The organism is Bradyrhizobium sp. STM 3561, from assembly GCF_045571455.1.
GTDB lineage: Bacteria > Pseudomonadota > Alphaproteobacteria > Rhizobiales > Xanthobacteraceae > Bradyrhizobium > Bradyrhizobium vignae.
The window spans coordinates 5665245-5684883 of the sequence record NZ_CP120695.1; the positions used below are offsets into that span (position 1 = coordinate 5665245).

Consider the following 19639-nt stretch of genomic DNA (forward strand, 5'->3'; position numbering starts at 1 on the left):
CTTGCTGAACTCACCGAAGTCATTATTGAATGATCATCACGGCCGACACGTAGCTGTTCTCGTTGATGACCGTGTTGTGCCGAATGACGACGTCTGAAACGCCGCCGTCGATCTCGATACCATCGTAGTGCGGGCCACCCAATGACGTGCCGAGACGCACATTCGGCGCATTCATGTGGTGGATATAATTGTCTTGGACGAGGCTCGAGCCTGTAACAATAATACCGTTCTCCACGTCATGGATATCGTTGCGCAGGAATGTGCCGGACCCGACAATGCCGTTCGCGCCATTTGGGCTGCTTCCAACGTTTATAATCTCGCTATCCTTGACGACAGTTCCTGCAACGCCATCCTTGATCCAGATGCCGGTCCAATCGCTGGACGTGATGCGGCTATTCTCAATCGTGACGTTATCGGCCTGGACCGAAATCGTGCCTTTGACATCGAGAGCGTCGATTACGGTACCTGGCTGAGTGACAGTCACGTCGCCCGATGGAGTCGGAATAACGCCACTAGGAAGACCGGTGCTATTCGCGTCTGGAAATCCAGCAATTGCCATGTTGTGTTCATCCCCTTGAGCAATGCACGCGCAGACTAAGTTTCATGCGGTTCGATACGTCGCGGCTCAGTCCGACTTGATCTGGTTCTTTGCCGCCCCATCAGGAGAACTGAAAACTAATGATCAGGATTTAATTTCGACGGAGCGCGTTGTTTAAAAGCAGGCGACGAACGACCGATGTGGTTCGCGTCGATACCAACATGCTCTACGCTATCAAACGCTGCACCAATGCCGACTCGCTCGAATACGTCAGCAGCGCTTCGTGAGTCGCCCGGGTCACCCCGACATAGGTCAGCCGGACACATTCCTCCACGGTCTCGCCGTGGCGGCCGAGCAAGCCCAAGCCGGCAATGGCGACGCACGGAAACTCCAGTCCTTTCGCGGTGTGCATGCTCAGGAACCGCACGGCGACGCGCTTGACCGAAACCCTGTTGCGATTGTCCTTGGCCATATCGATCGGCACGTCATGCCTGGCGAGGATCTGCGCGACCCGCCCGCCGATCCAGTGCTCCGGGTAGAGACACGCCATCTGCGACCACTCGTACCCGGCTTTCTTCCGGTCGAGAAACCACTCGGCGACGCAGTGAGCTTCTGCGTCGATGCTCACGCAACGCCGCACCGCGGGCTCCAGTCCCTGCCGACCCGCATCCTCGGGCAACAGGATGGCGTGCTCATCGTCGGCCGTGACGCCGGGAGCGCCAATGACGTCTGCAGCGAAGCGTCGTGCGAAGGCAACGATTTGCGCCGTGTTGCGATAGTTGACTTTCAACACGGTCGTTCTGCCCTTCGCCTCGATCCCGAGCTGACTCCACACCGGGCGCTCACGTCCTTTATAGATGGCCTGAATATCGTCGTAGACGACCATCAGCGCCTTCGTGCGCGGGTTCACCATCTTGGCCGCCAGCGCGAGCCATTGCGGCTCGAAGTCGTGCGCCTCGTCGATCAGGACAGCGTCGTACTGCTCCATTGGGATGTGGCCTTGATCGACGGCCTTCACGACCTCCGACACGCTCGCAGCCAGGCGTTCTGCGTAGTCAGGATAGTCTCGCTCGGAGGGGGCCGGAATCCCATAAGTCCGCAGCATCCGGTAACACCAGGAATGAAAGGTGAGAACCTGAACGCGGTGCTCCACGCCCCTGCTCTGCATGGCGTCCTCGAGCCGCCCGGCGATGCCGTTGGCGTAACACAGGATCAGCACCGGCTTTGCCGCCGCACGTGCCAGATACTCGGCCCGAAATGCCAGGATCAGCGTCTTGCCCGATCCGGCGACGCCGCGAATGATTCGATGCCCTTCTCCCAGACTGCGCGCGAACTGCTCCTGATGCAGGTCCATGACCGCAAGCGTCCGGTCCGAAGGATCGGCCCGAGGCGCGTCGTCCAGAGGCAGGGCGATCTGCCGTATGCGGATTTCCGGAAAGAGCAGCGCCCGCAGGCGGTCGAACTGCGGCATGGATAGGGGGTCTCCGAGACGCGGATGAACCATGCGCCACAATCTGGCCCGGAATTCCTCGGGATCGGCGCCCTCCGTCATTTCGTCCTTGAACAGACAGAGGTGCTCGGCGAACACCTCCTTGAGATCGGTCTGGTCGAACTGCCTGCGCGTGATGTTGGTGAACACGGTCCCGAAGCCGAACGGAACAATGGCCCGGCCCGCGAAGCGATGACCGGGCGGAAACAACAATTGCCCGTCGCGCTCCAGTGTGCGCACGACCTCGAACGTGTACTTGCGAGCCCGCTCGAGCGGATTACTCTCCCGCACGACACCACGACTTGTCAGCAACTCGACCTTCGTCTTGTCCGCCGAAACGATCGTCTCCAGCCGCCAGTCTTTCACCTCGAGCACGAGCAAACCGTTCGCGGGATGAACGATAATGAAATCCGGATGCCGGTTGAGAGGGCCAACCGGGAGGTTGTGCCAGACGACGGTGTTGTCTTCGAGGAAGTCCTTGAGCCGCTCGGCCAATCGAAGCTCGCCACGGCTGTCGAAGCGCGCGAAGCCGAGACTCGGGATCAGGATTGCCATGTTGCGACTGCGAGGGCCATTGCGGACCACCTTGTGAGACTACGCATGTGGCAGGGCAGTCTCTCCAGGTTCACATGGTCGCCTAGAGTGTGCAGGTTTTCAATGGCTTAGGATTATCTGGCGCTCCCTGGGGGGAATCGAATCCCTGTTTCAGCCTTGAGAGAATTGCATCTCGTACGTTGGTGTTGGCGAACACCGGCGAACGTCAATAAACGACGTATTTTCAATCGCTTAGTTCGTTCACGCTCGGTACTATGCGCCTCAATTCTCGACCGGCTTTTGAAGAAACCTTGAAGAAATGGAGCACATGGTTGGCACGCGGAGCTCGTCACTCGAAACGCGAACAGCTCCCGAAACGAGTGCCAGGCGCGCCCCCCTTACGATGATGATGCGCGACGCGCCCGACGGGCGTCACGGGCGGAACTCAGCTCGCGAGTTCGGTTACTCGCGCCGTCATTCGTAGTTAGGGCGGTAACGCCAGACGCGGTCAGTCCTCGCCGATCGCCTCGGGCTCCGCAGCGATCGCCGACCAGCACATCGCCGCAAGTTGCCGGCGCCTTTCCGGGCTGAGTTCCTCGCCGCGGGCGCGCATCCATTTCAAGGTGTTGCGCAGGCCGCCGCCGATGAAGGCGCCCATGTCGTGGGTTCCGAAATCGCGCAGCACGCCGGCCTCACGCGCCTCCCGGATGGTCTTGTTGGTGAAAGCGATGACTGGCGCGAAGATCTGCAGCATCTCGGCGGCGGGGACGATCGGCACGTTCGAGAGATATTCGAACAGCAGCGCCCGGTCGGCATCCGTCCAGACGAAGGCGATATAATCCTCGATATAACGGCGCAGCCGCGCCTCGGGCGAAGTCGCGGCATCGTGCTCGACGATCAGCGCCGCGACGATAGCTTCGGTCAGCTGCGCATAGACGCCGCGGACTAGGTCGTCCTTCGATTTGAAGTAGGTGTAAAGTGAGCCGGTGGCCACGCCGGCCGTCGAGGCGATCTCCGCCATCGAGCATTGCAGGCCGTTGCGAACGATGAGCTTGGCGGTGGCGGCCAGGATCCGCTCGCGCTTGTCGAAAACGATGGCATGCATGATTGAATGAACGTTCATTCGGTTGTCATGATGCCTAGATAGGGTGCCGCCGCCCTCGCGCAAGAGCGAATACGCTGCCTTCAACAAACGTATCCGTCTGCGCCCCTCGATTTGACGCAGAGCCCCGCCATGTCGCATCCGCTGACCTTCGTCCACCTCACCGACCTGCACATCGGCGACCCCGCCGTGCAGGACGACCATCTCTATTCCGACACCACCGCCACGCTGCGGGCGATCCTCGCCGATGTGAAGCGCATCGAGCCGAAGCCGAGCTTCGTGATCGCCAGCGGCGACCTGACCAATCGGGGCGACATCGGGAGCTACGAGCAGCTCAAGGCCATCCTGGCCGAGGCCGCGCTCGACATGCCGGTGCTCTTCACCCTCGGCAACCACGACAAGCGCCAGGGCTTCTATCCTGCCATGCTCGGCCGGACCAAGGATCTGTCCGTCCCTTACGACCATTCTGCGGTGATCGACGGCATCCATGTGATCCTGGTCGACACCAGCACGCCCTACAAGATCGGTGGGCATTTCGAACCGGGGCAGCTCGACTGGTTGGCGGCCGAGCTCGACCGCGAGCCGGGACTGCCGAAGCTGATCGCGATGCACCATGCGCCGGCACTCGATGCCGACCGGCCCGACCTGGAATGGGAGGCACTCTCCTTCACCGATACAGAGGCGCTCCGCGCGGTGCTCGACGGCCGCCGCAACGTGCTCGGCATCCTCTGTGGCCATATGCATTACGACCGCGTCAGCAACTGGCACGGTATCCCGGTGATCGTCGGCATCGGCCAGCATGCCGCCACCGACGTGCTGCGGCTGCATGAGGAACTGCGCATGGTCTCCGGCGCCTCCTTCGCGATCGGCACCGTGCGCTCCTCCGGGCTGACGATCTCCTTCGTGCCGCAGCCGGCCGAGCGCCGCGAGCTCAAGGTTCACAGCTTCTCCGGCATGGCCGAGATCATCAAGCGCTACGAGGCCGAAGCTGAGGCCCAAGCCCAGACGCTGGCCGCCGAATGACCCACCTCACAGGAACCATGATCATGAACGTCAGATCCTTCCTGCGGGGCGCGCTCGCGCTCCTGGCGGCAGGCGCCGTGCTTCCGGCTCTCGCTCAGAACGTCCCTGCGACCGTCGACCGCCCTGTGACGATCAGCTACTACAACTACAACCTCGCCTCGGCCGGCATCGGCGCCGAGGCGACTAAGCGGCTGATCGCCCAGTTCGAGGCCGTCAATCCTAAGATCAAGGTCGAGCCGGTCGGCGCCAGCTCCTTCGAATTGACCAGCCGCGTCCAGGCCGATGTCGCCGCCGGCCGCATTCCGGACGTGGCGCAGATGGTGTTCTCCGACCTCGCCTTCGGCGTCGACAATCTCGGCGTCGCGGCGCTGGAGGACATCGTGTCGGAGGAGGAGCGCAAGGCTCATTTTGCCGGGATGTCGCCCAACGGGCTGAAGCTCGGCATGCTCGACGGCAAGACCTACGGCCTCGCCTATACCTTCTCGACCCCGGTGCTGTTCTACAACGCCGATCTGTTCAGGAAGGCCGGGCTCGACCCGGACAATCCGCCGAAGACCTGGGCAGAGGTGAAGACCGCGGCGCTCGCCATCACCAAGAAGACGAAGGCAGCCGGCGTCGCGACCGGCATCTTCGGCGCCTCGGCCGGTGACTGGCTGTTCCAGGGCGTGCTGCGCTCCAACAACGGCAGCCTGATGAGTGACGATCGCAAGAAACTGACCTTCTCCGAGCCGGCTTCGGTCGAGGCGGTGGCGATGCTGCGCGATCTCTACGACAGCGGGGCCTACACCAATCTGGAGATCGACGCGGCGATGGAGGGCATGGCCGCCGGCAATATCGGGATGTACCTGCAGACCTCCGCCATCCAGGGTTTTTTGGTCCGCGGCGCCCAGGGCAAGTTCGACTTGCGCGCCTCCACCATGCCGCGCTTCGGCGACAAGCCGCAGCGTCCGAACAATTCGGGCAGCGCGCTGGTGATCCTCAGCCGCGATCCGCTCAAGCGCCGCGCCGCCTGGGAGCTGATGAAGTTCATGACCTCGAAAGAGGCCTATACCGTCATCACCTCCGAGATCGGCTATTTGCCGCTGCGCACCGACATCGTCGACGATCCGCAATATCTCGGCGATTGGGTCAAGAAGCACCCGCTGATCAAGCCCAATCTCGAACAGCTCGCGATGCTGGAGCCTTGGGTCTCCTTCCCTGGCCCCAACTACCGCCAGATCCAGAAGATGATGATGGAAGGCGCGGAGATGGCCGTGTTCGGCGGCATGAATCCCGCCGACGCGATGAAAGCCGCGCAGGACAACGCCCAGGCCCTGATGCCGCGCTGATCGCCCGGACCCCGGCTCGCCATGCGCGGCGGGCCGGGACTTCCACGTTCGTTTCATCGCCCTGCCGAGAGACATGATGTCGGACGCCACCTTGAGCGGGCCTGTGCAGGCCCCACCACAGCCCCTGCGCCTTCCCCGCCCCGCGACGCCCACCCGGCGCGCCTCGGCCTGGCGGATCGCGCCCTGGCTCTATCTCGCGCCAGCCGCCGCCACGCTGATCCTGTGGATCTACTGGCCGCTGCTCGACGCCTTCCGGCTCAGCTTCTTCCGCTGGAACATGCTGCCGGGCGCGCCGATGACCTTCGTCGGCTGGGAAAACTACCAGAACATCTTCGCCCTGCCGAAATTCTGGCAGGCGCTGCGCAACACTGGCCTCTACATCCTCGGCCTCGTCCCGCTCGCCGTCATCGTCCCGACGGTGGTGGCAATCTACACGCACGACCTGCCGGCCCGCTCGCGCAATTTCTACCGCACCGTCATCTTCGTGCCGATGATCATCGCGCCCGTGGTCGCGGCCGCGATCTGGCGCTGGCTGCTCGATCCCGCGCACGGCATGGTCAACGAGGCGATCACGCTCTTCGGCTTCCGCCCGGTGCGCTTCCTGCAGGACCCAACCGTCGCGATCTGGACCATCATCGTCCTGACCGGCTGGAAGCTGATCGGCTTCTCGACGCTGATCCTCTCGGCGGCCAACGCCAACATCAATCCGGCACTGATCGAGGCCGCCCGCATGGACGGCGCTTCCAAATGGGAGATCGTCCGCGACATTCGCCTACCGCTGCTGCGCTCGACCATCCTCTTCCTGGCGCTGATGACGATCCTGCTCGGCGCGCAGTGGAGCTTCTCCTATATCCATGTGCTGACCGGCGGCGGACCGCTCGGCTCCACCACGAACATCTTCTACATCCTATGGGATTTCGGCTTCTCCACCCTCTCGGTGGGCTGGAGCTCTGCCGCGGCCGTCATCCTCTTCCTCGGCTTCGGCGCGCTGGCCTTCGTGCTCTTGCGCCTGATGGACAGGTACTCCTTCCATGACAACTGACGCGATGACGCTCACGCCGGCCCGGCCTCTGCCGAAGCCGGCCCGCCGCCCGCGCAAGGCGAAGCCGAGCCGGAGCTGGAACACCGCCGCCGGCCATCTGGTGATGGTCGTGCTCGCGATCTTCTGCCTGTTCCCCGTCTACTGGATGATCGTCTCCTCGCTGCGCCCGGCGAACGCCATCTTCGAGACCACGCTCTGGCCGAGCACGGCCTCGCTCGACAATTACTCCTATGCGCTCAAGGCGATCCCGATCCTGCGGATGCTGGTCAACACGCTGGTCGTCGCCGCGACCGTCACCGTGGTGCAGCTCTTCACCGGGCTACTGGCCGCCTATGCCTTCGCGCGCTGGCGCTTTCCCTGCGACAAGCTGATCTACACGCTGATCGCGCTGACCTGGCTCGTGCCCTTCCAGGTGGTGATGATCCCCAACTATCTGCTCGTCGCCAATCTCGGCCTGCTCGACAATCTTTTGGCGCTGATCCTGCCGCATTTCGCGGCGGCGCTCGCGATCCTGATGCTGGCGCAGTCGATGCGCTCCTTCCCGCGCGAGGTGCTGGAGGCAGCGCGCATGGACGGCGCCCGGAGCTGGCGCATCCTGTGGGAGATCGTCACGCCCAATCTGCGCGGCACCATCGCCTCGCTGGCGATCCTGATCTTCATCTCGACCTGGAACGAGTATTTCTGGCCGCTGCTGCTCTCGCGCTCGCCGCAGAACAGCGTCGTCCAGATCGGCATCCAGATGTTCATGAGCTCGGAGGGCACGCAATGGGTTCCGCTGATGGCCGCTTCCACCCTGGCGAGCCTGCCGATCCTCGTCATCTACGTCGTCCTGCAGCGGCAGGCCTTCATGAAATCCGGAATCCGTTGATGTACATCACCGTCCAGCGTCACCTGCCGATCCCCGGCACCTTCAACATCCGTGACCTCGGCGGCTATGCCGCAGGCTCCGCCGAGACCCGTTGGCGTCGCATCCTGCGCGCGGACGGCCTGCACCATCTCGATGCCGCGGGCATGACCGCTCTGACCGGAGAAGGCGTCACCACCGTCATCGACCTCCGACACGATCACGAGCTGCAGAGCCGCCCCAACCCGTTCCACGGACATCCCACCGTCGCCTATCACAACGTCTCGCTGTTCGAGCGGCTGGCGCCGGCCGACATGTCCGTCAGCGACGTCCTGCTCGATCTCTACATCCAGGCGCTAACCACACGGCACGGCGCGATCTCGCAGGTGCTGACCCTGATCGCTGAGGCGCCGCGGGGCGTCGTGCTGTTCCATTGCACCGCCGGCAAGGACCGCACCGGCCTTGTCGCCGCGCTGCTGCTGGCGCTGGCCGGGGTCGCCGACGCGACCATCCTCGACGACTATGCGCTGACCAAGCTGATGATCGCGCCGCTGCTCGACCGGCTGATCGCGGAGGCCGAAGAGCGCGACGCCGATCTCGCGGCCTTGCGCCCGCTGCTGGCCTGCGAGCCGCAGACCATGGCAGCGACCATCGCGCATATCCTCGACAACCACGGCTCGGTCGAAGCCTATCTCCTCGCAATCGGCCTGAGCGACGCCACCATCGCGCGGCTGAAGGCGCGCCTGCTGGAGGATGCGTGATGGCGAAGCTCTCCCTCTCCGGGCTCCGCAAGAGCTATGCCGGCAAGCAGGTCCTGCACGGCGTCGACGTCGAGATCGACCAGGGCGAGTTTGTGGTCATCGTCGGCCCATCCGGCTGCGGCAAATCCACCCTGCTGCGCATGATCGCCGGGCTCGAGGAGATCACCGAGGGTGAGATTGCGATCAACGGCCAGGTCGTCAACGATCTCGACCCCGCCGACCGCGGCTGCACCATGGTATTCCAGAACTACGCGCTCTATCCGCATATGACGGTCGCCGAGAATATCGCCTATCCCCTCAAGATTGCGCGCGTGCCCAAGCCCGAGCGCGAGAGGCGCGTGCGCGAGGCGGCCGCGATTGTCGATCTCTCCGACTATCTCGACCGCCGGCCGGCCCAGCTTTCGGGCGGGCAGCGCCAGCGCGTCGCCATGGGCCGGGCGATCGTCCGCGAGCCGCAGCTCTTCCTCTTCGATGAACCGCTTTCCAATCTCGACGCCAAGCTGCGCGTCTCAATGCGCATCGAGATCAAGCGACTGCACAAGCGGCTCCAGGCCACCTCGATCTTTGTGACCCACGACCAGGTCGAGGCCATGACGCTGGCCGACACTCTGATTGTGATGAATGGCGGCCGGGTTGAGCAAATCGGTGCGCCGGCGGAGATCTACGACAAGCCGGCATCGACTTTCGTCGCGGGCTTCATGGGCGCACCGGCGATGAACCTCCTGCCGGCTACGGTCTCCGGGCCCGGTCGGGTAACCCTCGACGGCATCCCCGACTCCTCGATCCAGATCGAAGGCTACGATGTGGCACCTGGAACGAAGGTCGTCTTAGGCATCCGCCCAGAGGACCTTGTGATCGACGCCGGCGGCGCTGACAGCTCCCTCTCCGGCGCGGTCGATCTTGTGGAGGAGCTCGGGAGTAGTCGTGCGGCGTATTGCTCCGTTGGGCCGCAGGAGCTGGCGGTCATCCTGCCCAAAGGTTTTGCTCTGGATCGCAGCGGTGCGATCGGGCTGGCGGTGCCCCCCAAGGCGGTTCATCTCTTTGATGCGGCAACGGGGCGGCGGCTGGAGTCCATGGAGGGCCAACGCTCCTGCGCAACGGCCATGAACGCCTCCGAATAGTCGGCACTGCTGCGCCCCCCCGATCGTAGGCGATAGATGCGTCTGGCCGCGCTACCGAAGGGCACATGCATAGGAGCCGCGGCCCGCCGGACCCGGGATGAGGCTGACCAACAAAAGACTGCCGGCGTGGCGCAGAGCAGCTGCTGGGACGCATCTACGGAAAGTCGGAGAAAACGATCGCTCGGGGGAAAGACCGCTGGGCTTTTTGGCACTAAGCAGCGGGTCGCCTACGAGCTAATGCTAAACGTTGGCACTGCTCGCGTGGACACCCATTTGATCACATGGGTTCAGGCCGACGCTGACGAGTTCGAGTATACAAGGCGCGGAGCTACCGCACACGAAATCATGGCCGCGCTCGGCCATCTCACTCTCGCTGAAGCTGAGCGCTATACGCGTGAAGCTGATCGCCGGCGCGGGGGGGGGGGGCGGCGAGCAATCGTGAAGCTTGAAAATCACAAAGCGAACAGAACACCCCAAACCCCTTCGAAAAGTTTGGGGAAATCAGCGAAAACGATAGGAAAATCAAAATGAAGAAGAAAGCGCTGGCGCTCCCTAGGGGAATCGAACCCCTGTTTCAGCCTTGAGAGGGCCGCGTCCTAACCGCTAGACGAAGGGAGCGTGAGGGGTACGACATAGCCGCGAATTCCGCCGGCGGCAAGGTGAGATTCACGGGTTTCAAACGGCTTCGGCAACGCCGTCCTGGCGAAAACCCGGGGCCCAAAGGCAAATCGGAGCTGACGGGATTCGTTAACTGAACCCTGCGGCTTTGGGTGCCGAGTTGCGCTTCGCTTGTCCGGGACCACAGCGGAGTTATGCGTCGCGACTGCGGCCCACCTCACGGCTCATTGGCAAATTTCAGCTTCCCGGCCGGCTTCAAGGTGTGGGCATCGAAGGTGCGGATCTCGATGATCCCGCCGACATCCAGCGTGACCACGAGGCGGTCGCCGGCGACGCCGGTCGAGACGATCCTGGCGCCCTTGGGCAGGGTGGCGGTGACGTCGCTGGCCGCTTCGACCGCCCTTCCCTCGGACTTGAAAAGGCGGTAGCCCACCGCGATCACCACGGCGCAGATCGCCAGCGCCGTGGTCAACCCCGCGATCAGCATCATCCGCCGCACCCGCGCGAACAACGCGGCCTGCTCGGGGGTCGGCTCGGGAACAGCGGTATCAGACGTCGTCATGGAAAGCTCTGGGTCAGCGCAAAGGTTGGAGGTCGTGGTCGCCGGCGATGAGGGCTCGGCGCGGCTCGACCGCGTGCTGGCGGCGCGCCTGCCGGAGCTGTCGCGATCGAGGCTGAAAGCCCTGATCCTGGCGGGCGCAGTGCACCTGAAGGCCTCCGCGGTCCGCGACCCCGCTTATCACGTCGCATCCGGCGATACGATCATAATCGACGTGCCGGAGGCGGTGCCTGCGGAGCCCAAGGGGGAGGACATCGCCCTCGATATCGTGTTCGAGGACGACGACATCGTCGTCCTCAACAAGCCCAAGGGGCTGGTGGTGCACCCCGCGGCCGGCCACGAGACCGGCACCCTTGTGAACGCGCTGATCGCCCATTGCGGCGCCTCGCTGTCGGGCATCGGCGGGGTGCGCCGGCCCGGCATCGTGCACCGGCTCGACAAGGACACGACGGGGCTGATGGTGGTCGCCAAGAACGACCTTGCCCATGCCTCACTGACCGCCCAATTCGCCGATCACGGCCGCACCGGCGCGATGCGCCGCGGCTACATGGCCTTCGCCTGGGGCGTTCCGAACCGGCACCGCGGCACCGTCGATGCGCCGATCGACCGCCATCCGCACGCGCGCGAGAAGATGGCGGTGCGCCAAGGCGGCCGCGAGGCGGTGACGCACTGGGAGATTCTTGAGAGCTTCAATGGACGCGACGGCAAGGGCGTCGCCGCCCTGCTCGCCTGCGAGCTCGAGACCGGCCGCACCCATCAGATCCGCGTCCACCTTGCCCATATCGGCCACCCGCTGATGGGCGATGCCGTCTATGGCCCGCATTTCAAGACCAAAGCCAACCAGCTCGGCCCCGAGTCGCAAGCCGCGTTGGCGGCGCTTGGGCGACAGGCCTTACATGCTTACCTGCTGGTATTGGAGCACCCGAGGACAGGAGAACTTCTGCACTGGGAAGCGCCTCTGCCGGAGGATTTGCTTCTCCTTCAAAGCGCCCTCAAAGCGGCGCTATGACGCAGGCCGCTTCAGAAAGTCTTTACATTACAAAAAGTTATAGCTGCCACACGGGGACGTGACGTCAGCAATCCTTCCCTTTCCGCCCCCCGATGGGGTATATTGCCCCTGCGTTGAAATGATCAACGCGGAACATCGCAGCTACGGCCGGCTTTAACACAGCGGTCGTCTGCCTGGCCCGCCGCTATCGGGGGCCTGAACCTTTGGAGGGCGCACTATGGCCCGTACCGCTGCTTTGCCGGTCCTCAATGGAGAATCCGGCCTTTCTCGCTACCTCGCCGAGATCCGCAAGTTTCCGATGCTGGAACCCCAGCAGGAATACATGCTCGCCAAGCGTTGGCGCGAGCATGACGATCGCGACGCGGCACACCAACTCGTCACCAGCCACCTCCGCCTCGTGGCCAAGATCGCCATGGGCTATCGCGGCTATGGCCTGCCGATCTCCGAGGTCGTCTCGGAAGGCAATGTCGGCCTGATGCAGGCGGTGAAGCGTTTCGAACCCGAGAAGGGGTTCCGTCTCGCCACCTACGCCATGTGGTGGATCAAGGCGTCGATTCAAGAGTACATCCTGCGTTCCTGGTCGCTCGTGAAGATGGGCACTACCGCGAACCAGAAGAAGCTGTTCTTCAACCTGCGCAAGGCGAAGAGCAAGATCAACGCGCTGGACGAAGGCGATCTCCGCCCCGACCAGGTGCAGATGATCGCCAAGCGCCTCGGCGTCACCGATCAGGACGTGATCGACATGAACCGCCGCCTCGGTGGCGACGCGTCGCTCAACGCGCCGATCCGCGACGACGGCGAAGCCGGCGAATGGCAGGACTGGCTGGTCGACAACACGCCCAACCAGGAAGCCATGATGGCGGAGCACGAGGAGTATGATCATCGCCGTGACGCGCTGAACGGCGCCATGGGCGTGCTCAACCCGCGCGAACGCCGCATCTTCGAGGCCCGCCGCCTCGCCGATGAGCCGATGACGCTGGAGGACCTCGCCGCCGAGTTCGGCGTGTCGCGCGAACGCGTCCGCCAGATCGAGGTCCGCGCCTTCGAGAAGGTGCAGTCCGCGGTCAAGGGCACGATCGCGAAGCAGGAACAGGCTGCGCTGGAAGCCGCGCACTGAACGACGGCCCAGCGCCAGAGATTGGCGGATCGAAAGAGACGAAAAGCCGGCGGCAACGCCGGCTTTTTTGTTTTGGACTTGAGAGGATCAATGCTCCATGCTCGCTGCAGGAGACGTATGCGCCCAGATGTTGCTTACCTTGAGCGCACCGCCGACGCCGTACTAACTCACTCTCCCCATTCCCTTGCCAGCGTCGTGAGCGTGCAGCCTTCGCAATAGCGCGCGTCCTTGTAGTCGATCCAGTTGTGCGCATAGACGCGACCAGCCGGGATGTCGTAGCGCGCGCGCAGCACCTTGACGAGGATCTTCCAGGCCGCGACCTGTGCTTCGGTCGGGGCCGCCGTCACGTCGGGATAGTTGCCGGCGAACTCGACGCCGATCGAATTGTCGCGCACGACCTGACGATAGGTCGGCCTGTTGTCGATGTATTTGTTGTCGTTGCGGTTGGCGCCGTCGCCATGGGTCGGCACCAGGTTTTCGGCGACCGCCCAATAGACCGTGCCGTCGGTCTCGACCCAGATCGTGACGCCGCGCCGCGTCGGGTTCTTCGCCTGCGCTTGCGCGCCGCCGCGCGCCGAGCCCGCTGGTCCCTCGGTCTGGTGCACGATGATGTTGCGCCAGGCTCTTGCGTTGCGGACGTCGCCCCATGGCGCCAGCCAGACGATCTTCAAGCCGGGGATGTCGGGCGTGCCGGAGGCGCGCGCGAGTTTTGCGAGCTCGGCGTCGGCTGCAACGGCTGGTGCGGTCAAGAAGAGTGCGGCGAGGAGGAACGCGAGCAGGCGGGACATCATCATGCGGGTCCAATGACGGACCCCAATCGTAGCAGGCTTTACGCGAATGTGCGCTTGCCCTCGGCCAGCCTGATCGGCTCCGGCGCGAGCGGCGGAGCGGGATCATAGACCGCAAAATCGTTCTTGCCGTCCTTCTTGGCGGCATAGAGGGCGTGGTCGGCGTTGGCCATCAGTCGGTCCGGGAATTCTCCGATGCCGCGATCCCACTGCGCGACCCCGATCGAGATCGCGATCGGAATGTCGCTGCCGGTGCAACCGGCGGCATCCCGACGGCAGACCTCGAGCACGCGGCGGGCGATCGCGGCAGCCTCGCGCAACGACGAGGACGGCAGCACGACGCAGAACTCGTCGCCGCCGGTGCGGGCGAGCATGTCGCCGGGCCGGAGGCGCGTCTGCGCCATCAAGGTGAAGTGCTTGAGGCAGGCATCGCCGGCGGCATGGCCATGGGTGTCGTTGATGGTCTTGAAGCCGTCGAGGTCGATCACCAGCAGCGAGAACGGCTCACCGCTGCGCGCTGATCGGGCGCATTCCTCGGACAGGCGCTGCAGCAGATGGCGCCGGTTGGCAACGCCGGTGAGATCGTCGAGCAGCGCAAGGTCGGCGACCTCGCCCCGCAGCCGGTCCATCGCCATCAGCAGGAAACCGAAATTGAGCGTCATCGACAGGAACAGCAGCCCCAGCACCATGACGGCATGGTTCTGACCGCCCGCGACCGCCGAGAAATCATGGCCGAGCAGGTTGCCCAGGACGCGCGTGCAGAACGTCGCGACCATGGCGGTGATGACGATGCCGGACAGCCGGGCTCCCGGGCTAACTCGGCCTTCCGGTGGCGACAGCAACAGACCCAGCGAGCGCAACAGCGGCAAACACTGCCCGAGCGTGTAGCAGAGCATCCGCAGCGGCATGTGATCGAAACCGAACTTGAAGAAAGCGGCGCCGCAGAGGCTCAAGACGCCGGTCGCGAGCATAAATCGCCAGGACACTGGCCGACCATAGAAGCGTTGGATGCCCATTGCGGCGAAGCAGCTCGCCGCGATGATGCCGGCGCCGCCGATCAGAAGCGGCATAGGGGACATGGCCAAGAGGCCAATCAGGGCGACCATCGCGCCGGCCGCACCGACGAAGGCCGATGCCATCCAGAACCGCGCAGCCGCGAATTTCGGATAGGAGCGCGTCACGTAGGCCCAGATCAGGCCGAGCGCGAGGAAGTTGACGATGAAGACCGTCCAGAGTGTCGGTACGTTCAGCATGGCGAGCGCAGCGCGCGCAGCGTCGCGTCCCCCATTCCTGGCAGCCGTTCGTCCATGACCCGCCCCCGTTTTCTTGCGGGGAAGAATGCGCGGGTTGCACTTAACGGAGTCTCACTGGAATCCTTCAAAGCGCGCCTTTGGTTTTGGATTCATGAACGGCGCAGTCGCGTTCTCGGATCGTTAGGCATTTCGCTGCCGTCGCGGCGCGACACGCTTGATGCGGATTCGCGCGGCAAAATCACCCGAAAATGCATCTGAGCTGTGGATAACGCGATGACGGAGATATGACAGCGCGGGGCAGCCGGCTCCGAATCTGCTGAGTTTGTGGTCGAGGATGTTGCGAGGCTGGCCCTCCGCCGAGCATGCCTCGAGTCGCGTTCCACCATTAACCCTTAAGAGGATACTATGGCTAAGAAAGCGAAGAAGGCGGCGAAGAAGAAGGCGAAAAAGGCCAAGAAGGCGAAGAAGAAGTAACGAGGCTTCTGTTCTTTGCCCGGGTGGGGTTCTCGCTCCGCCCGGGCTTCGGGTGGCATCGATCGGGTTTGAAGATGGCGGGCGGCGGGCCCGCTTTTTTATTGCCTCACTCCGCTCTCTCGCTCCCTCTTCCCACGCTTGCGGGAGAGGCGAAGAGACGCCTACCGCTCGGCAAACGCCAGCTTGGCGCCGAGCGCGGCGAAGCCGGCGGCAAAGCTGCGCCGCAGCCAGGCCATGACGCGGGGACGGGAGATGACGCGCTCGCGCACCGCAGCGGCGAGGAAGCCGTAGAGGACGAACACCGCAAAGGTCATCGCCATGAAGGCGCCGCTCAATTCCAGCATGCGCGCCAGCACATGGGCCTCCTCCGCCGCGATGAACTGCGGCAGGAAGGCGAGGAAGAAGATCGACAGCTTTGGATTGAGGATATTGATCAGAAAGCCGGTGACAATGACGCGGCCACTCGATCGCTCCTTGATCTCGCCGCTAACCGCGAGCGTCCCCGCCTCGCGCAGCGCCTGCCAGGACATGTAGAGCAGATAGGCGACCCCGCACCATTTCAGCGCGGCGAAGGCAAGCGCGCTGGTGTGGAGCACGGCCGCAAGGCCGAGCATCGCCGCCACCATGTGCGGCACGATTCCGAGCGTGCAGCCGAAGGCGGCGGCTATGCTGGCCTGCGAGCCGCGGGTCAGCGCCGCGGCCAGCGTGTAAAGCACGCCGGTGCCGGGCGAAGCGATGACGATCAGCGAGGTGAGCAGGAAGGACAAGGTCATTGGCTGACCTTATCACCACTGGCTCGCGGCGAGAAAGCGAGCTCTCTGGCGAGCCGTCAGGACAGCTGAGCGATCTCGGCCTCGCGCAGCACGTCGAGCGGCGCCCAGGGCTTGGCCCAGAACTTGGCGCCGTCGGGCAAGGGCTGCTTCAAGGGGCGGCCGGAAGTGACGACGACATCGAGCTTCGGATTGCGGTGCTTGGCCACGTGCGCGAGCTCGACGCCGTTCATGCGGCCGGCAAGCTGGATGTCGGTCAGCATCAGACAGAGCGAGCCGGCGCTCGTGTCGAGGACGCGCTCCGCCGCCTCGGCGCTCTCGCACTGGATGACTTGGTAGCCGCTCTCTTCCAGGAGGACGCAAAGCATCTCCCGCTGCATGGCGTCGTCCTCAACGATCAGCGCTGTCGCGCGAAATGGCGTCGCTTGTCCCATCGGCAGCTCCCAATGCATGCCTCCATAACACATGTTAAAAACCCGAAGCCGGCAACGGTTCGGTTTCATTTCAAAAAAAGTGATTGATGGTTCCGCCGATTGGACTCGACGGGGAAAGCATGACCGGGACGAGGCGCAGCGGCGCCACCTCACACTCCGCTGTCCTTCCCCGCGAAAGCGGGGAATCCGGTACGCCGCGGTTTATCGATCGAACCACAACCATCTCGGACTGGATCGCCCGGTCAAACGGCCGATGAAACCGATTATGTGAAGCTCTATTGCCCCATCAATCGGTCGGCGAAATACCCGATCGTCTTGCGATAGACCACCGCCCTGTTCCACTCGCGCATCGCCTCGAAATTGGCGGTGCCCTCGCCATAGGGCTGGCCCATCTTGAAGCCGCTCATGTGCAAGAGGTTCGCGGTCGAGGCGAGCACGTCGGGGACGCTGTGGCGGAGGTCGACATGGCCGTCGCCGTCGAAATCGACGCCGTATTTGATGTAGGACGACGGCAGGAACTGGGTCTGGCCGATCTCGCCGGCATAGGCGCCGATGAGGTCGCGCAGCGGCAGGTCGCCGCGCTGCACGATTTTGAGCGCCGCGAGCAGCTCGCCCTGGAACAGATCGGTGCGGCGGCAATCATGCGCGAGTGTCGCCAGCGTGCGGATCACCGGCAGCTTGCCCATGTCGCCCTTGCCGAAATCGCTCTCCAGCCCCCAGATCGCGACCAGGATGTAGCGGGGCACGCCGAACTGCTGCTCGATGCGCGACAGCAGCGCAGCATGGCGCTGCAGCAGAGCCCGTCCGCCATTGATGCGGCCGGGGCCGACGCGGGTCGAGACATACTGCTCGAAGCTCTTATTGAAGGTGTGGCGCTGGCGCCGGTCGAAGGCGAGCACGGCGCCATCAGGCGTCACGCCGCCGAGCGCCGCGCTCGTCACGCTCGCGGAGACGCCGGCCGCCTGCGCCTCCGCGGCCATGCCGGCAATGAAGCTGTTGAAGTCGCCGCCGCAGCGGGCGGCCTGCGCCGGCCCGCCGGCCAGAGTCACGACCAACGCGGCGGCGAAAAGCAGTCTCAGCATGTGGAGCAATCCCCCAAAATCCCAGCGCGAAGCAGTGCGCGATCATGCCCGGGAACACTGCGAGCGTCAAAGCGCAACGGCTTGAAGCGCAAGGCTTGATCCGCATCAAACTGTCTCACGCCCTGCTTTCTAAACTGAGCGAAACAGGAGAGCCGCACATGACCGGAATTACCTTGACCGCCGAGCAGGTCCGCAATGCCCCCGCCGTGGTGCGGCAATGGATCGAGCAGGAGGTGATCGCCGCGCTCGGCCTCGCGCCGCCGACGCCCGCGGCCGCACCGGCGCAGGCTGCCCATCTCATCGCCTGCAGCGTGGAGGACATGGCTGGCGTGCTCGAGCACATCCGCGGCTTGCTTCCCGCGGTGAACGTGCTGTTCGAGCTCGGCCGCCCCGGCATCAGCTTCGGCCGTCCCGCGGTGATGACGTTCCGCCTGATGGACATCCTGCATCACACGCGCCTCTCGGACGTCGGCCAGGTCATGACATGTCTCTGGAACAGGTGCAGGCCAACGCACTTTCCTTACGGAGCGCGTCGCTCTAGCCGCATTGCATGCGCAAAAAGAAGATGAACAGGATGATTTGGTAACCAAAACAATCGTTTCGATGCGGGGCTGCATCACACGTCAAAACCAACACAGATCCGATGCGCTCGCTGCGACATCGACACCACCACGATTTGCCTTGCCATCGCGGGGCGCAATCGATAGAATTCTATTTTAGGTTGTCACCCCACCAGCCCCGGGCGACGCTGAGGACCAGGATAAACGGCGGGCTTCGGCCCGCCGTTTATTGAGCGCCATGCGAGTTGCGACCTCGGAATCGAACTCACTTGGTCTGTTTCGCGATCCAGGATGCGTTCTCCGCCGCCAGAATATTTTCGCAGTCGTTGACGAAGTCCGAGAGCGGTTGCTTCGCGCCGTCCACGCGTCGCTGCAGCTGCAATGCAGTTGCGCGATACGTGACCACGAGAAAGCTATAACGCTCCGCCTCGATATGGGCGATGACGGCGCCGCCGAGGGTCGTGAGCACGGCCGTAAGGGCGGCGAGATCGAAGTGGACGCCCAGAATAACCGGCTTGGCAACGACGCTGGCAATGGCCGTGAGCAGCGTCGCGGCTGCCGCCAGAGCCATCTCGAGGGACCTGAGTCGCCAGGCCGTCGACTGGTACTCCTTGGCCCGATTCTCATAGAATGCGATCTGCTTGTTCGCGCGCTTCGCCACATACTCGTCGATCCCAAGAAAAACGCGCGGCGATGATCCCTGGTCCTTGGCCGGGATTTGCTGTTCGAGCAAGTCTTTGGCCTCTTCATCGATCTTCTGAAGCTCGGCGCGGAGAACGTCGTCCGCCTTGGCCGGATCGTCATAGGGCGCAGTCTTCGTCGCATATCGGTAGGCCTCACGCTTCAAGCGTTCCGAGATTGCGCGGGAGCGAACCCAGGCAATGACGCGCTCGGAGCCCAGCAGGCGGTGCGTGAAGAAAGTCGCGAATGCGAGGCATATTGCTGCCGTGATCGCGACCCAGGTGCGGGGATTGGCATTCCCTTCCTGCAGCTGGCTCGCCACTGCCGCCAGAACCGCGCCCAGTGACGACAGAGCGAAGACAAACCACCGCGCGCGATCGATCGTCGACTTCATCCCGTTTGCGGCGGTCGACCATTTGGCCTGACTATCCGCAACGGACTCCAAGATGGTCATCGTCGTTTCCTCCAAGATGCTTCGATTGAACACGAGGTGTCAGGGCATTTGACGCGGT

The 19639-nt window shown here is 63.8% G+C and carries 19 protein-coding genes and 1 tRNA gene; 9 read left to right on the forward strand and 11 right to left on the reverse strand.

The genetic code is table 11. The annotated features are described in order from the left end of the window. Positions 1-22: 22 nt before the first annotated feature. The 3 genes from P6U28_RS26795 to P6U28_RS26805 all read right to left on the reverse strand — a co-directional run bounded on the left by P6U28_RS26795 (position 23) and on the right by P6U28_RS26805 (position 3684). Positions 23-559: a right-handed parallel beta-helix repeat-containing protein gene (locus P6U28_RS26795; RefSeq protein WP_122401100.1), complete on the reverse strand. Its 537-nt coding sequence runs from the start codon at positions 557-559 to the stop codon at positions 23-25. Positions 560-764: 205 nt separating this feature from the next. Continuing rightward, entirely contained in the window at positions 765-2582 is a 1818-nt protein-coding gene (locus tag P6U28_RS26800) for a UvrD-helicase domain-containing protein (RefSeq protein WP_122401099.1), read from the reverse strand. Between the two features lie 487 nt (positions 2583-3069). Further along, a complete protein-coding gene (locus P6U28_RS26805; RefSeq protein ID WP_160118752.1) occupies positions 3070-3684 on the reverse strand; it encodes a TetR/AcrR family transcriptional regulator in 615 nt (204 codons plus the stop codon). Between the two features lie 111 nt (positions 3685-3795). Between P6U28_RS26805 and P6U28_RS26810 the strand changes: the two genes are divergently transcribed. The 6 genes from P6U28_RS26810 (at position 3796) to P6U28_RS26835 (ending at position 9782) form a co-directional block, all read left to right on the forward strand. Further along, on the forward strand, positions 3796-4686 hold the full coding sequence (locus P6U28_RS26810) for a metallophosphoesterase (RefSeq protein ID WP_122401097.1): 891 nt from the start codon (positions 3796-3798) through the stop codon (positions 4684-4686). Positions 4687-4709: 23 nt separating this feature from the next. After that, complete coding sequence (locus P6U28_RS26815; protein ID WP_209296299.1) at positions 4710-6014, forward strand: ABC transporter substrate-binding protein; 1305 nt, start codon at positions 4710-4712, stop codon at positions 6012-6014. Positions 6015-6087: 73 nt separating this feature from the next. Next, the gene (locus P6U28_RS26820) at positions 6088-7056 is read left to right on the forward strand and encodes a carbohydrate ABC transporter permease (protein ID WP_244607869.1); all 969 of its coding nucleotides are present in this window, start codon (positions 6088-6090) and stop codon (positions 7054-7056) included. Next, the gene (locus P6U28_RS26825) at positions 7046-7924 is read left to right on the forward strand and encodes a carbohydrate ABC transporter permease (protein ID WP_407120254.1); all 879 of its coding nucleotides are present in this window, start codon (positions 7046-7048) and stop codon (positions 7922-7924) included. The genes P6U28_RS26820 and P6U28_RS26825 overlap by 11 nt, the downstream gene beginning before the upstream one ends. After that, entirely contained in the window at positions 7924-8661 is a 738-nt protein-coding gene (locus P6U28_RS26830; protein WP_244607868.1) for a tyrosine-protein phosphatase, read from the forward strand. The genes P6U28_RS26825 and P6U28_RS26830 overlap by 1 nt, the downstream gene beginning before the upstream one ends. Continuing rightward, the gene (locus P6U28_RS26835; RefSeq protein ID WP_122401094.1) at positions 8661-9782 is read left to right on the forward strand and encodes an ABC transporter ATP-binding protein; all 1122 of its coding nucleotides are present in this window, start codon (positions 8661-8663) and stop codon (positions 9780-9782) included. Before P6U28_RS26830 ends, P6U28_RS26835 begins: the two co-directional genes overlap by 1 nt. Positions 9783-10325: 543 nt before the next feature. Here the strand turns inward: P6U28_RS26835 and P6U28_RS26840 are convergent. After that, a tRNA-Glu gene (locus P6U28_RS26840) sits at positions 10326-10400 on the reverse strand. A gap of 217 nt (positions 10401-10617) precedes the next feature. Further along, a complete protein-coding gene (locus P6U28_RS26845; RefSeq protein WP_122401093.1) occupies positions 10618-10962 on the reverse strand; it encodes a hypothetical protein in 345 nt (114 codons plus the stop codon). On the opposite strand from P6U28_RS26845, the gene P6U28_RS26850 reads away from it, so the two are divergent. Continuing rightward, positions 10961-11968, forward strand: a complete 1008-nt coding sequence (locus tag P6U28_RS26850) for an RluA family pseudouridine synthase (protein WP_122401092.1) — start codon at positions 10961-10963, stop codon at positions 11966-11968. The two genes, P6U28_RS26845 and P6U28_RS26850, sit on opposite strands and share 2 nt — an antisense overlap. A gap of 217 nt (positions 11969-12185) precedes the next feature. Next, a complete protein-coding gene (gene rpoH, locus P6U28_RS26855; protein ID WP_122401091.1) occupies positions 12186-13085 on the forward strand; it encodes an RNA polymerase sigma factor RpoH in 900 nt (299 codons plus the stop codon). A 167-nt stretch (positions 13086-13252) separates the two neighbouring features. Here rpoH and P6U28_RS26860 read toward each other — a convergent pair whose 3' ends face one another. The 5 genes from P6U28_RS26860 to P6U28_RS26880 form a co-directional block, all read right to left on the reverse strand. Continuing rightward, positions 13253-13879: an N-acetylmuramoyl-L-alanine amidase gene (locus P6U28_RS26860; protein WP_407120255.1), complete on the reverse strand. Its 627-nt coding sequence runs from the start codon at positions 13877-13879 to the stop codon at positions 13253-13255. 35 nt (positions 13880-13914) lie between these two features. Then, positions 13915-15126 carry a GGDEF domain-containing protein gene (locus P6U28_RS26865; RefSeq protein ID WP_122401089.1) on the reverse strand — a complete coding sequence of 404 codons (1212 nt, stop codon included), beginning with the start codon at positions 15124-15126 and terminating at the stop codon, positions 13915-13917. A gap of 635 nt (positions 15127-15761) precedes the next feature. Then, positions 15762-16373: a LysE family translocator gene (locus P6U28_RS26870; RefSeq protein ID WP_122401088.1), complete on the reverse strand. Its 612-nt coding sequence runs from the start codon at positions 16371-16373 to the stop codon at positions 15762-15764. 56 nt (positions 16374-16429) lie between these two features. Beyond that, positions 16430-16804, reverse strand: a complete 375-nt coding sequence (locus P6U28_RS26875) for a response regulator (protein WP_122406398.1) — start codon at positions 16802-16804, stop codon at positions 16430-16432. A gap of 275 nt (positions 16805-17079) precedes the next feature. Beyond that, positions 17080-17886: a lytic transglycosylase domain-containing protein gene (locus P6U28_RS26880; protein ID WP_122401087.1), complete on the reverse strand. Its 807-nt coding sequence runs from the start codon at positions 17884-17886 to the stop codon at positions 17080-17082. Positions 17887-18044: 158 nt separating this feature from the next. On the opposite strand from P6U28_RS26880, the gene P6U28_RS26885 reads away from it, so the two are divergent. Then, positions 18045-18455 carry a hypothetical protein gene (locus P6U28_RS26885; RefSeq protein WP_407120256.1) on the forward strand — a complete coding sequence of 137 codons (411 nt, stop codon included), beginning with the start codon at positions 18045-18047 and terminating at the stop codon, positions 18453-18455. Between the two features lie 256 nt (positions 18456-18711). Here the strand turns inward: P6U28_RS26885 and P6U28_RS26890 are convergent, their stop codons facing one another. Further along, a complete protein-coding gene (locus tag P6U28_RS26890) occupies positions 18712-19596 on the reverse strand; it encodes a DUF4231 domain-containing protein (RefSeq protein WP_407120257.1) in 885 nt (294 codons plus the stop codon). Positions 19597-19639 lie beyond the last annotated feature (43 nt).

Coding starts and splice junctions, on each gene's coding strand:
- P6U28_RS26880 (WP_122401087.1), bottom strand. CDS start 17,886: ATGCTGAGACTGCTTTTCGCCGCCGCGTTGGTCGTGACTCTGGCCGGC.
- P6U28_RS26830 (WP_244607868.1), top strand. CDS start 7,924: ATGTACATCACCGTCCAGCGTCACCTGCCGATCCCCGGCACCTTCAAC.
- P6U28_RS26820 (WP_244607869.1), top strand. CDS start 6,088: ATGATGTCGGACGCCACCTTGAGCGGGCCTGTGCAGGCCCCACCACAG.
- P6U28_RS26875 (WP_122406398.1), bottom strand. CDS start 16,804: ATGGGACAAGCGACGCCATTTCGCGCGACAGCGCTGATCGTTGAGGAC.
- P6U28_RS26870 (WP_122401088.1), bottom strand. CDS start 16,373: ATGACCTTGTCCTTCCTGCTCACCTCGCTGATCGTCATCGCTTCGCCC.
- P6U28_RS26850 (WP_122401092.1), top strand. CDS start 10,961: ATGGAAAGCTCTGGGTCAGCGCAAAGGTTGGAGGTCGTGGTCGCCGGC.
- P6U28_RS26865 (WP_122401089.1), bottom strand. CDS start 15,126: ATGCTGAACGTACCGACACTCTGGACGGTCTTCATCGTCAACTTCCTC.
- P6U28_RS26835 (WP_122401094.1), top strand. CDS start 8,661: ATGGCGAAGCTCTCCCTCTCCGGGCTCCGCAAGAGCTATGCCGGCAAG.
- P6U28_RS26860 (WP_407120255.1), bottom strand. CDS start 13,879: ATGATGATGTCCCGCCTGCTCGCGTTCCTCCTCGCCGCACTCTTCTTG.
- P6U28_RS26815 (WP_209296299.1), top strand. CDS start 4,710: ATGAACGTCAGATCCTTCCTGCGGGGCGCGCTCGCGCTCCTGGCGGCA.
- P6U28_RS26885 (WP_407120256.1), top strand. CDS start 18,045: ATGACCGGAATTACCTTGACCGCCGAGCAGGTCCGCAATGCCCCCGCC.
- P6U28_RS26825 (WP_407120254.1), top strand. CDS start 7,046: ATGACAACTGACGCGATGACGCTCACGCCGGCCCGGCCTCTGCCGAAG.
- rpoH (WP_122401091.1), top strand. CDS start 12,186: ATGGCCCGTACCGCTGCTTTGCCGGTCCTCAATGGAGAATCCGGCCTT.
- P6U28_RS26805 (WP_160118752.1), bottom strand. CDS start 3,684: ATGAACGTTCATTCAATCATGCATGCCATCGTTTTCGACAAGCGCGAG.
- P6U28_RS26800 (WP_122401099.1), bottom strand. CDS start 2,582: ATGGCAATCCTGATCCCGAGTCTCGGCTTCGCGCGCTTCGACAGCCGT.
- P6U28_RS26795 (WP_122401100.1), bottom strand. CDS start 559: ATGGCAATTGCTGGATTTCCAGACGCGAATAGCACCGGTCTTCCTAGT.
- P6U28_RS26810 (WP_122401097.1), top strand. CDS start 3,796: ATGTCGCATCCGCTGACCTTCGTCCACCTCACCGACCTGCACATCGGC.
- P6U28_RS26845 (WP_122401093.1), bottom strand. CDS start 10,962: ATGACGACGTCTGATACCGCTGTTCCCGAGCCGACCCCCGAGCAGGCC.